Here is an 11,976-nt window from a genome sequence, read left to right as displayed (position 1 = left end):
TCAAATCTAACTGGAGGAAGTCTTGACAGTAGTCCTCGTGAAGACGTAGCTCGAACGCGCTTACCGGAGAATTATCACAAATAGCAAAGACCTGATGAGTTTCGAAGTCGCCTAAAAGCACGTCATGCGACACGGAAAGAGGGCTTCCGTAACGGAGGTTCCTCAGTCTGAAGGACCCTCATCATACTAGACTTCACGATCTACAGTTTTCTCAAGAGATAGATTTCCTTGCCGTTCAGCCGCATCATGAAATCCACGTCTCGGTTGAGTCCGGAGTTAATCAGCACCGCCTCGATGATCTCCGCCACGCTCTTGTTGATGTAGTAATCGGAATAACGATAGCGGCCGAGCTGGCTTAATCGCGGCTCCATCGTCACCCTGCAGCAGGTATAGCGTTTCACTTTGCGCTCCTGCTCGAAGGCCGTCACTATCCCAAAGTAGGTGTAGTGCCGCTGCCCACCACGGCGTTGCTTGACTGTCAGACTAGCGGCCTGGATCAGCACGTTACGGAATTATTAACGAGGCTGCCGTTAATCAGTTCGCATCAGCCTTCCATTGGCAGGGGTTAATCGCAACGGCGAAATACTATGGTAATCTATGCGCCGGCAGCACAGGCGCAACCTTCTCATAAAGCTCAGCGAATCCGAACGGTTTGACACGCTGGCCGTATGGAAGTGCCGCCACGTTCACGAGCAACGAATGGCGGCATTGGCAACTCCCGGCATTTTACGAAGCGCCGCAGAGTTTCTTCCGCAACTGGCAATGGTTAGAGGCAGGTACCTCAAACGGCTGACTGACTATAGATTGTTCGGTCTCCGATCAGGAATCCCGATCCGATTAACACCGGCTATCTAAGCGGCGGTAACGTGATCGGATCGGGGGGTTGCGATGCGGGCCAGGGGCGATTGTGCTTGGCCGCGATCTCGCCAGTGACGCGTTCCCATCGTTCCTTGCCGAAGGCCTTGTAGGTCTGGAACGGATTCACATATTCGCGCATGCGGAACGCCTGACCGTTTTTGGTTGTGATCAGTGTGAAATAGCGCTGGGTATAGCGGCCGCCGTCAACGGTATCACCGCCACCGGACGACTCGACAATCATCGAGTCTGGATCGGCCGTGGGATACACGCCGACCGGTTTTGTGCTAAAGCGCGGAACCACGCTGAGCAGATATTCCATGAAACGGCTCACCGCCTCGAACCCGATCATCGCGACCGGGATCTCGAACGTCGGCCCCTCCCAGATCGCATCTTGGTGCAAGGCATCGAGCCAGATTGCGCGCTGTTCTTCCAGGGTCGTGACCTTGCCGCCAAACGCATCGCCGATCGTCTTCCGCGCCATCGTTTATCTCCTCTTCGCTCCTACTTGTTGCTCACGCGAAGTCGCGCTTTGCGATGGGGACTTGAAGCTCGCGATTGGGCCGCGCCAGACGCGGCGCATCCTTCGAGAAAGACGTCCATCGCGTTCATAAATCGTTGTTCCAAAGACTGGGTCTTCTTTCCCCACCATCCGCTGGCCCAGTTGCGGGCGATCAATGTGAATATTCCTTCCATCATTTCTGCAAGGTCGAGCGTCTTGCGATCGGCGCGAATCTCACCACGCTGCTGGCCCAAAGCGAAGAGTCGCTCGTATTGCGCGTAGAGTTGAAGCCCCTTCTCGCGAATAACGCCAGTCGCATCGGTCATCAACCCTGATTGCGTAGCGACGAGCACGTGATACTCAGGGTCCGAATCCCACGAGATCGCCCATTGACGCATCAGACTGCGAATGCGGTCGGGTACGCTGCAGTCATCGCGCTTAAGCTCGCGTTTCACCGAGGCGATTGAGAACTCAAGCATTTCGACCGCAAACGCCATGATCAGCGCGTCCTTGCTGGGAAAGTAATTAAAGAACGTGACCTCGCTGATGCGCAATCGCTCTGCGATATCGCGGATGCGGGTCTCATCGTAACCCCGTTTGCGAAAGAGCGCGGCCGCCGTGTACAGAATCGCGCGGCGCTGTTCGGCTTTCTTCTCCTCGCGCAAACCCATCGCCGGATCAATGACACATCGCGAGCCGCGAAGGGAATCTCCGCCTGAGGCGGAGCTCTTTGCGGCGGTCCGGCGATGCAGCGTTATTGCTGCCTTGACTTGGGCTAATCATATATATTTAGTTCACTTAAATATTATGGCTAAGTCAACACAAATGGCAGGTAAGATTTCGTTCGACCAGGACGTCCCGCCGCGAGCTGGCGATCGTTCGACGCGCGCGCCGATGCGCAAGCGCGTGGCGGCGGGCGTCGGGACGCTGCTCGCGCATCGCCGGCTGCCGCTCGCAGCCGCGATCCTCGCGGCCATCGCGATGCTGCCGACGTTAACCGGCGGTTGGCAGCTCGACGATTATTTTCAGCGCGTCACGCTCCTCGGCTACGGCGACTCCAAGCCGATTCAGACCTTCGAGCCATACATCGATCGCGCGCACATCTTGAGCCAGATGGATTTCGGCTCGCTGCCATGGTGGGCTTCGCCGAATCTGCACCAGGTGTTTCTGCGTTACGCCAGCACGCTTACCATGATGCTCGACTATCGCCTCTGGCCGAATCATCCGGCCCTGATGCATCTGCACAGTCTGCTCTGGCTGGCCGCGGCGGTCCTGGTGGCCGCGCTTCTCTACCGTGAATTGCTGGGCCCGACCTGGATAGCTGGGCTGGCGGCTCTGATGTATGCGCTCGACGGCGCGCATGCCGTGCCTGCTGGATACCTGGCCAACCGCAACGCCTTGATTGCCTGCTGCTTTGGATTTTTGAGCGTGCTGACGTTCGTTCGCTGGCGCAAGCACGGCCAGTCATCGACTCGGTGGCTGAGCGTGCTGATGCTGGCGCTGTCGCTATCGGCCTACGAGATGGGCCTAGCTACCGTGGCGTACCTGCTTGCTTATGCGCTGGCCGTTGATGAAGACGGAATTCGAGCGCGGCTCATGCGGCTCCTGCCTCATGGCGCAGTGCTGGGCGCGTGGGCATTGATCTACAAGCTGGGCAATTTCGGTACGCAAGGTTCGGGCTTTTACATCGACCCGCTTCATAATCCGCTTCGCTTCGCCGGTTTATTTTGCCAGCGGGCTGCATTCCTGCTGATGGGACAATGGTCGCCGCTGCCTGCCGAGCTGAGCATGGCCAACGCGCCTGGCACCTCGGCGTTCATTCACTTGAGCGTGTTCAGCTTCGCGATCGCCGCAATCGTCACGGTGCTCTTTATCCCGCTGATTCTACGCGATCGGGTGGCGCGGTTCTGGGCCCTCGGCGCGCTGCTGTCGTTGGTCCCGATTAGCGCCGTGGGCCCGGAGAATCGCCTGCTAGGTTTCGTCGGGTTGGGTTCGATGGCACTTCTCGCTCAAGTGACACAGTTCGTCTTCGCTGGCTATTCCGGCGCGCCAGTCTCACGCATCTGGAAGGGTTTTGCGTGGGCCGCAACTTCACTCCTCCTGCTGCTTCACTTGATCGCCGCTCCGCTGATCGGAATCGCCGTGATCGCATACCAGAAAGAAGTCAACACCCGGCTGAAGCATGCGATGGCGAGCGTGCCAGGCGATCCGCAAATCGCCTCGCAGGACCTGGTGCTGATTAACCCCCCCGACCACATCTATACCGTCACAGCGATTTGGGCCTTGCATCGGCTCGCGGACCTTCCAATCCCGCGGCACCTGCGCGCGCTTTCTACGGGCGGCACCTTGGAGGTGACGCGCGTCGGGCCTCGGTCGCTGGAAGTTAATTTTGTCGGTGGATTCTTTCCGACCGCATTCAGTCGGTATGTGCGTAGTCCCAATGATCGCTTTTCGGCGGGACAGCATTTCGAAGTGCCAGGTCTCTCGGTCGTGGTCGAAACTCTGGACGCACAAGGTGATCCCGAGCGGGTGCTGTACCAGTTTCCGGTACCACTCGAAGATCCTTCGCTGCGCTGGATGGCCTGGCAGGATGGCGCGTACGTTCCGTGGACTCCACCGGTCGTCGGTCACACCGACAGATTCTATCCCCAGCGCGGGATTTTCTAAGTCAAATGGCGGCGCAGTGCACCTCGACTATCTCGCGCGCGAGTTCTGCCGTCGTCGACTCCGCCGCGTTTGGAGGCGCTACGAAATGCGGCACAGGCCTCGCGCTGATCGTGCTCGCGCGTCCGTGGCAGTGGATCAAGAACGGTTTGGTTCTGGCAGCGCTCGTCTTCAGCCATCGCCTGTTCCACCCGCGCGATGCAGCTTTGGCAGTGGTCGCGTTCGTGGCGTTCTGCGCTTTGTCGAGCTTCGCGTATGTCCTGAATGATATTTCAGATCGAGAAGCCGATCGCCTCAACCCGGAAAAGCACGATCGCCCGCTGGCCCGCGGCGATCTTACGGTCAGGCAAGCCGCCTACTTCGCGCTCGCACTCGGCGCCATCGCAACATTCTTGAGCGTCGCGCTCGGGTTCGGCTTCCTCGGGATCGCCGCGCTCTACATCGCACTTCAGTTCGGATATTCGCTGTGGGCGAAGCAGTACGTGATACTCGACGTGATCGCGGTTGCGACCGGGTTCGTGCTGCGCGCGTTCGGAGGTGCGGTCGCGATCGGTGCCGAAGTATCGCCATGGCTGGTCTTCATGACCTTCATGCTGGCGATGCTGCTTGTGGTCGCCAAGCGCCGGCACGAACTCATCGCGATGGGCGACGGCGCAAGCGCGCATCGTGGAGTGCTCGGGCAGTACAGCGTGCGCCTGCTCGACCAGATGCTCGCGATCGTCGCTGGCGCAACGCTGATCAGCTACATGATCTACACCGCCTCGGCCGAAGTCGAAGCGAAGCTCGGAACTCGTTATCTATATTTGACGGTACCCTTTGTTGCATTCGGAATTCTCCGCTACCTCTACCTGGTCGACGCGCGCAACGAAGGCGGCGATCCTGCACGGCTGGTCGCTCGCGACGGCCCACTGCTGCTGACGGTCCTTCTGTGGATCGTGGCCGATGTAACCTTGCTCTACGTCTAGGCATCCAACCACTTTGAATTCAGTGGTCGAAACGACGAACACAATGTCGTTGCTGTTGCCTCGATCTGATTGACCATTCAGCGATTGCGCTTCTTCAATCGACTTAGGAATCGTCGCGAATTTGCGAATGCTCGTCAGAATCGAAGACGGAATAGCACTTCATACAACGATCAAGTTCGGACTCGCGCGCCTCGCGGCGATGGCGTGACCCTTGCGTCGCGCTGTGCTGCGCGCCGAGAAAATCGTCACAGGAGATTTCAATGCAATCGATCAATTATCGCGCCGTTGATGTTGCCGGCCTCAAGATTTTCTATCGCGAAGCCGGTAGGCCCGACGCGCCAACCTTGCTGCTTTTGCATGGATTCCCAACCGCTGGGCACATGTTCCGCGATCTGATTCCGCTTCTTGCCGATCGCTTTCACCTCGTCGCGCCGGACCTGCCCGGCTTCGGCCAGTCGAGCCTGCCTTCCCGGGAAACGTTCAACTATAACTTCGACAATATTGCGGATGCGATTGATCGCTTCACCGAGGTGATAGGGCTGACGCGCTTTGCGATCTATATCTTTGACTACGGCGCACCCACGGGGCTGCGGATTGCGCTGAAGCATCCGGAGCGCATCTCGGCGATTATCTCGCAGAACGGCAACGCGTACGTCGAGGGTCTGAGCGAAGGATGGAATCCGATCCGCGCCTATTGGGAGAACGCCTCGCAGGCCAATCGCGATGCGCTCCGCGCTTTCCTGAAGCCTGAAACGACTGTCTGGCAATATACTCACGGCGTGCCCGATGCGACGAAGGTCTCGCCGGATGGATACTCACTCGACAGTTTCTACCTCGCGCGGCCGGGCGCCGATGAGCCGCAGCTCGATCTCTTCGGTGACTACAAGTCGAACGTCGCGCTTTACCCGACTTTTCAGAAGTATTTCCGTGACCATAAACCTCCGCTCCTTGCCATCTGGGGCAAGAACGATCCGTTCTTCCTGCCTCCGGGCGCCGAGGCGTTCAAACGCGACATTCCTGGCGCAGTCGTGCGCTTCCTCGATACGGGACACTTTGCGCTCGAGACGCACGCGGCCGAGATCGCAGCAGCTATCCGCGAGTTTCTCGTTCGGTAACTGCGCGGCTCAGATGAGCGTCCCAATCGAATTGGAGTTCGGCGCCGACCTCAATGATGTCGCCAATCAGTTGATCGAGCGTCACAAGGAGAGAGCTCATGTCGCGTGAGAACATGAATGTTGTGCTGGTCCATGGCGCCTGGGCCGACGGATCGAGTTGGGCCAAAGTAATCGCGCCGCTCGCTGCGGACGGCGTTAATGTTCTCGCGGCGCCGATTCCGCTGACTTCTTTTGCCGACGATGCCGCCGCGCTTGAGCGCGCACTCGAGCGAGTCTCGGGACCGATCGTCCTCGTGGCTCACGCGTACGCCGGGGCGGTGATCGCGGCGACACGCAGTGAGAAGGTAAAGGCTCTTGTCTACATCACCGCCCTTGCGCCCGACGAAGGTGAGACCGTGGCCGATGTTTTCTATCGGATCAAGCCTCATCCGATGGCGCCGAAGCTGGCGCCTGACAAGCATGGGTTGATCTATCTGCCTGACGAGGCATTTCCGGCAGCATTCGCGCAGAACGCCTCGGCGGAAGAACTGGCACTGCTGCGCGCAGTGCAACGGCCGCTTTCGCCCGCGTGTATTTCAGTGCGTGTGAATCGTCCGCTCTGGAAAGATCGACCGGCCTGGTTCCTGATAGCGGAGGGCGATCGCATGATCGCTCACGACACGCAGCGCTTCATGGCCGATCGGATGAGAGCGCGCGTGCGGTCGCATCCTGTCGATCATGCGCCAATAGTCACTGCGCCCGGCCTCGTCGTCGACATCATCCGCGAGGCGATGAACGGAGTTAGCAGCGCGTAGGCCGTCGCGTGGCTATTTGTAGCGAGGCAGAATCTCCTTGCCGAAGATTTCCAGCTCGCGCTTGACGACGTCCTTCTTCAGAAATCCCTGATCGCTCTGCCACACGAACCACTCCGGATGGACGTTCTCGGCCACCGCGTCCATCTCACGACGAACGTCATCGACGGTGCCGCAGAAGGCGAAGCCGCTGCGCTCGAGGCGCTCCATCGAAATCTCCGACGCCGGCAGCATCACCTTGCCGGTCGGATACTTGGCCTCGTCCTCGGGCAGGCGCCATGCTTCCGAGAATCCGAAGTGGTGAAAGAACTGCTTGAAGCCGATTCCGCAGATTCCGTCGTTGCCGAGCTTGTACGCCTGCTCCTTGCTGTCGGCGAGGTAGACGCAGTGCAGCACGCCGAAGCTCTCGCCGAGCGTCAGGTTGCGTCCAGCCTTCACCGCTTCCTGCTGATAGGCCTCAGCGAATTTGCGCACCACGGGAGCCTGGGGCAGGAGGACCGTCGGAATGATATTCTCGCGCGCACACCACCTGATCGTTTCTTCGCTGACCGAGAAGGCCTGGAACAACTGCGGATGCGGCCGCTGATAGGGCTTGGGCACGACGTTGATCTTTTGAATCCTGCCGAGCTCGTCGACCTCGCCCGGAAAGCCATATTGCCGCGTCCATTCGTGCGCGGGCCACGGCGTACCCTCTTCCGGAGTTGGATACTGATAATACTTGCCCTTGAAGCGGAACGGTTCGTCGCCCCACGCGAGCTTGAGGAAGCGGAAGACCTCCTCGAATGCCTCGCGGTTGATGCGATCGGTCTCGCTCTTGTCGCTCGCCGTCGCCATCACGTGGATCTTCTGCGCCATCTGGCTGAGCCAGCGGTTCTGATATCCGCGCGCAAAGCCGATGAAGGTGCGGCCCTTGGTCAACTGATCGAGCCATGCGATTTCGAGCGCGAGTCGGAGCGGATTCCATCCGGGCAGCACGTAGCCGATGGGTCCGACCTTCATGCGCTTGGTATTGTGAATGACGTGCTGCGTGAGCACGGGCAGACTGCCCATCTCGACGCCTTCGCTGTGCAGATGATGCTCAGGGAAACAGAAGCCGTCGAAGCCGACCTCTTCGGCAAGCTGCGCCAGCTCGACGACCTCTTCGATCATCGCGTCCCAGCGCTCCTGATGCATCGCGATCGGCCGCAGTTGGCGTCGCTCGGTCAGAGTGGCCGGCAACGTCGGCAGAACGAAGAACATGAACTTCATAGCTACTCCTTGGCCGCGCGGAAGCGTCCCGAATCGTTTAACAACTCAACTATTCGGCAAACATACGCCAGCTCGCGTCTGACCGCAAAGATGAATCACGGCCTGATCAATCGGCCGAGGACCAACACCGAGGCGTGACGAGCCAGACCATCAGCGCGAGACGAGCGGCGTCACGTATTGCACGGTTTGCAGCGCGGATCCGATCAGAACCAGGAACGCGCCGTAACCGCCGAGCGCTCGATCCGGCAAGTTATCCGCCCACCATTCTACCGACGGGCTTAAGACCGTCACCGTCGTGTTCAAGACACCTACCACCAATCCGATTTGGATTCCGTGGAGCAGCGCCTCCGAGCGGCCGGTTACCGCACCGCTGATTACGCCGGCGAGCCCCACCATCACGCCTCGCACCAGGTCGCCTAACAGACTGGCGCGCTCGATACGCGGACGCTGGTAGATGCGATAGGCGTTGGTCCCGAAGCCGAACTCGTAGGCGATATGCATCGCGAGCGCGCTCAGGACTCCGAATACGATTCCGAAATCGCGACCGACGGAGAGCCATCCGGCGGCACCGAAAGCGAACCCGCGCAGCGCCGCCATCGCCGCCCATTCCGAATTCGAAGGTGGGATTCCGCGCGAGCGCCGCCAGAGTTGATATTCGATCGTTGGCCCCAGGACGAAGGCGCCGGTTAGGCCGAACCACAAACCGAGCGTCGTCGCGTAGCCGAGACCGAAGATCGCGCAGTAGGTAAAAAGCCGCGAGACGAGCCGCAACGGCCCATGCTTGGTCCCGAGCAGATCGTAGGCGAGATAGAGGCCGCCCAAAGCGTTGAGCACCACGCCCGTGAGACTCAATAGCGGGACGATCTGAGCGACCGTGATCATGCGAATTCCGGACACGTCATTCTCCGTCGAACGTTTCGAGCGCCGTCACCGCGCCGCAATTGAGATCAGATTGAAGAAGTTTTTCGCGGGCGCTGCAATTCATCGCCGACGAGTTCTGGAGTATGACCTTCGTACGAGGTGACGCGCGATGGACCGTGATCGTATCGAGCAGCTCATCTTCCACGAAGCTTTGCTAGCCGATGAAAGCCGCTACGAGGAATGGCTCGCGATGTGGGCCGACGAATGCCTCTACTGGGTTCCGTCAGGCGCCGAGGAGATCGATCCCAGACGGTCGGTGTCGATCATCTATGACGATCGCGCGCGCCTCGAGGCGCGCATCGTGCGGCTGATGAGCGGGGTCGCGCATTCGCAGCAACCCAAGTCGCGGATGCGCCGAGTAATTTCGAATATCGAGATCGAGGACGAAGCCGGCGACATCGTCGTACGTTCGAACTTCATGCTGGCGGAGCTGCGGCACGGCAAGCAAAACATCTTCGCCGGCCGCACAATTCACAAATTGCGCGAGGTCGGCGGCCTGCTCAGGATCGCGTCGAAAACCGTGAGGCTGGTGAACAGCGACGAAGTGATCGACAACCTGACGTTCCTGATCTGAATCTTACGGAGAGCCCGCCGCAGGCGCATCGACGGTAGTGGTCTCGACCTGGGCCGAAGGCGCTTTGCCGATATCCTCGAGCGCGCCTTCGTAAGTCAGGCAGAACAGCGTCCGGCCGTCAGCACCTCCCAACTGACAGGCGATCGCATGACGACCGGGAGTTTCGACGGTCTCGACGACTTTGCCGTCCAGCACACGGTCGAAGCGATTCTTGTCGAAGAGCGCAACCCAGATCCCGGCCCCGGCATCGAGACAGATTCCGTCGGGCGATCCTTCGAGCGGAATCTTCGTCGCCTCACCAAGACTGCCATCCTGCTTGATCGGAAAGCTGCTGAGACGGCCGCCGAAGCTTTCCGCAACAACGAGGCGGCCATCGCTAGTGACGACCGCGCCATTGGGCCCGTTGAGATCCTTGGCGACCACGGCGACTCGGCCGTCGGGATGCACCAGCACTTCGGAACCGGGCTTGGCAGGCTCGCCCTTCAAAACATCGAAACCGAAATTGCCGACATAGGCGCGGCCCTGCCGGTCGACAACCATGTCGTTGAGGAACGGCGATACTGCGCTGAGATCCGCATGCACTTCCAGCGTGTTGCCTTTGATTCGCATCAGCTTGCGATCGCGCACGGAGACGACGAGCGGAGTGCCGTCGGGAAGAAAGCCGATGCCCGACGGGGTGCCGGGAACTTTCGCGATCGTCCGGCGCTGGCCGTCGGCCGTAATCGCGACGACATCGCCCGCGCCGATCTCGGCCATCCAGAGTTCACCGCCATGCCAGCGGGGCCCTTCCAGGAACAGGAAGCCGCTCGCGAGAGTCGTCGTGATGCGCTTGTTCATGAAGCCAACTAGCGGCGAATTGACAAGATTGTCAATCAGATTCGAGGCCTTGACGAGGTTGCAAATCGGCGCTCGCGGAGCGAGGTTATGGGCATCAACGCTCCGATCGAATCGGGCTACGCCAGCCCGCAGGAGAGTGCCTCATGCCGTCACATCTGAAGCTCGAGGAGATGGTGCAGGAGACGCGGGTTCATCGAAAGATCTACCTCGAAGAAGAGATCTTCGAACTCGAAATGGAGCGCATCTTCGAGAACCACTGGATCTTCGTCGGACACGAGAGCGAAGTCGCCGCGCCGGGCGATTTCAAGACCGTTAGCTTCGGCACCCAGCCTGCGATCGTGACGCGCGACGAGCACGGCGACATCCACGTCGTAATGAATCGATGCATGCATCGCGGTGCGACGGTGTGCCAGGAGAATCGCGGCAACTCGCCGACCTTGCGCTGCTGGTATCACGGATGGACTTACAACAGCCGCGGCGAGTTGATCGGCGTGCCGTATGCCGAGGGCTACGGCAGCAGCTTCGACAAGCGCAAATTCGGGCTCATCAAGGCGGCGCGCGTTGATAAGTATCGGGGGCTCGTTTTCGCCAGCCTCAGTCCCGACGTGGAGCCGCTCAGCGACTATCTCGGCAACGCGAGGCGCTACATCGATCTGTTCATGGAGCTCTCGCCCGAAGGCGAAGTCGAGACGCGCTCCGGCACTCACAAATACGGATACGATGGTAACTGGAAGTTTCAGATGGAAAACGGGGTCGATGGCTACCATCCGAACTTCGTGCACCAGGCATTCTTCGAAGCGCAGGCGAGCCGCATCGGCCGCAAGGTGATGCAGCTCTTCACCGGCAACGCCGATTACGAAAGCAAGGACCTTGGCAACGGGCATTCGATTCTCGACATGACGCCCAAGCGCCGCGACGGCAGCCGTCCCGTATCGAACCTGCTGCGTGGCGCGACCTCGCAGGCAGCCAGCGACGCATACGTCAACAGCATGATTGCGCGCTACGGCGAAGCGCGCACGGCGGAGATTTTCGCGGCGTCCAACGTCAACCTCGCGATCTTTCCGAACCTGCTGATCATCGGCATCCAGTTGCGAATGACGATTCCCGTGCACGCGACGCGCACCGACGTTCACCTCCTGCCGACGACGCTCAAGGGTGTGCCCGACGAGATCAATGTCGCGCGGCTGCGCGCGCATGAATCGTTCTATGGCTCCGCGGGCGGCGGCGCTCCCGACGATGTCGAGATGTTCAACCGATGCAGCGCGGGGCTCCGCGTCAAAGGCGCAGAATGGCTCGAGCTGTCGCGCGGAATCGATCGCGAGCGCGAGGAGGAGAACGGCGTAATCGTCGGCCAAATCACCGACGAGACTCCGCAGCGCGCCTTCTATCGGCGCTGGCGAGCCCTGATGATTCGCGCATCGCAGGCGCCGCAGCGAATCGCCGCGTTGCGCGCAGCTCCGAAGATCTAACAGAGAAGGATCACCAGCAAGGCACAAAGACACGA

General features: G+C 60.0%; 12 protein-coding genes. 6 read left to right on the top strand and 6 right to left on the bottom strand.

What is annotated here, in order from left to right:
• Positions 1-200: 200 nt before the first annotated feature.
• The 3 genes from VMA09_21815 to VMA09_21805 all read right to left on the bottom strand — a co-directional run bounded on the left by VMA09_21815 (position 201) and on the right by VMA09_21805 (position 2,028).
• Entirely contained in the window at positions 201-503 is a 303-nt protein-coding gene (locus tag VMA09_21815) for a contractile injection system protein, VgrG/Pvc8 family (GenBank protein ID HUA36260.1), read from the bottom strand.
• A 344-nt stretch (positions 504-847) separates the two neighbouring features.
• Positions 848-1,339: a PhzA/PhzB family protein gene (locus tag VMA09_21810; protein HUA36259.1), complete on the bottom strand. Its 492-nt coding sequence runs from the start codon at positions 1,337-1,339 to the stop codon at positions 848-850.
• A gap of 20 nt (positions 1,340-1,359) precedes the next feature.
• Positions 1,360-2,028, bottom strand: coding sequence for a TetR/AcrR family transcriptional regulator (locus tag VMA09_21805; GenBank protein ID HUA36258.1), 669 nt, complete (start codon positions 2,026-2,028; stop codon positions 1,360-1,362).
• A 154-nt stretch (positions 2,029-2,182) separates the two neighbouring features.
• Between VMA09_21805 and VMA09_21800 the strand changes: the two genes are divergently transcribed.
• The 4 genes from VMA09_21800 (at position 2,183) to VMA09_21785 (ending at position 6,895) form a co-directional block, all read left to right on the top strand.
• Positions 2,183-4,024 (top strand): hypothetical protein, encoded by a 1,842-nt coding sequence (locus VMA09_21800; protein HUA36257.1) that lies wholly within the window; start codon positions 2,183-2,185, stop codon positions 4,022-4,024.
• Positions 4,025-4,029: 5 nt separating this feature from the next.
• The gene (locus VMA09_21795; GenBank protein HUA36256.1) at positions 4,030-4,986 is read left to right on the top strand and encodes a decaprenyl-phosphate phosphoribosyltransferase; all 957 of its coding nucleotides are present in this window, start codon (positions 4,030-4,032) and stop codon (positions 4,984-4,986) included.
• A gap of 260 nt (positions 4,987-5,246) precedes the next feature.
• Positions 5,247-6,101, top strand: coding sequence for an alpha/beta hydrolase (locus tag VMA09_21790; protein HUA36255.1), 855 nt, complete (start codon positions 5,247-5,249; stop codon positions 6,099-6,101).
• A gap of 98 nt (positions 6,102-6,199) precedes the next feature.
• Complete coding sequence (locus VMA09_21785) at positions 6,200-6,895, top strand: alpha/beta hydrolase (GenBank protein HUA36254.1); 696 nt, start codon at positions 6,200-6,202, stop codon at positions 6,893-6,895.
• A gap of 12 nt (positions 6,896-6,907) precedes the next feature.
• Here VMA09_21785 and VMA09_21780 read toward each other — a convergent pair whose 3' ends face one another.
• Both VMA09_21780 and VMA09_21775 read right to left on the bottom strand, forming a co-directional pair.
• Entirely contained in the window at positions 6,908-8,140 is a 1,233-nt protein-coding gene (locus tag VMA09_21780; GenBank protein ID HUA36253.1) for an LLM class flavin-dependent oxidoreductase, read from the bottom strand.
• Positions 8,141-8,290: 150 nt separating this feature from the next.
• On the bottom strand, positions 8,291-9,037 hold the full coding sequence (locus VMA09_21775; protein ID HUA36252.1) for a hypothetical protein: 747 nt from the start codon (positions 9,035-9,037) through the stop codon (positions 8,291-8,293).
• A 133-nt stretch (positions 9,038-9,170) separates the two neighbouring features.
• Between VMA09_21775 and VMA09_21770 the strand changes: the two genes are divergently transcribed.
• Complete coding sequence (locus VMA09_21770) at positions 9,171-9,635, top strand: aromatic-ring-hydroxylating dioxygenase subunit beta (GenBank protein ID HUA36251.1); 465 nt, start codon at positions 9,171-9,173, stop codon at positions 9,633-9,635.
• Positions 9,636-9,638: 3 nt separating this feature from the next.
• Here VMA09_21770 and VMA09_21765 read toward each other — a convergent pair whose 3' ends face one another.
• A complete protein-coding gene (locus VMA09_21765) occupies positions 9,639-10,472 on the bottom strand; it encodes an SMP-30/gluconolactonase/LRE family protein (protein HUA36250.1) in 834 nt (277 codons plus the stop codon).
• Positions 10,473-10,615: 143 nt separating this feature from the next.
• Between VMA09_21765 and VMA09_21760 the strand changes: the two genes are divergently transcribed.
• Positions 10,616-11,941, top strand: a complete 1,326-nt coding sequence (locus tag VMA09_21760) for an aromatic ring-hydroxylating dioxygenase subunit alpha (protein HUA36249.1) — start codon at positions 10,616-10,618, stop codon at positions 11,939-11,941.
• Positions 11,942-11,976: the final 35 nt, after the last annotated feature.

It is taken from the genome of Candidatus Binataceae bacterium (assembly GCA_035508495.1).
Taxonomy (GTDB): Bacteria; Desulfobacterota; Binatia; order Binatales; family Binataceae; genus JASHPB01.
The sequence above is the reverse complement of the archived record's forward strand: the minus strand, read 5'-3'. Positions and strand labels throughout refer to the sequence as shown.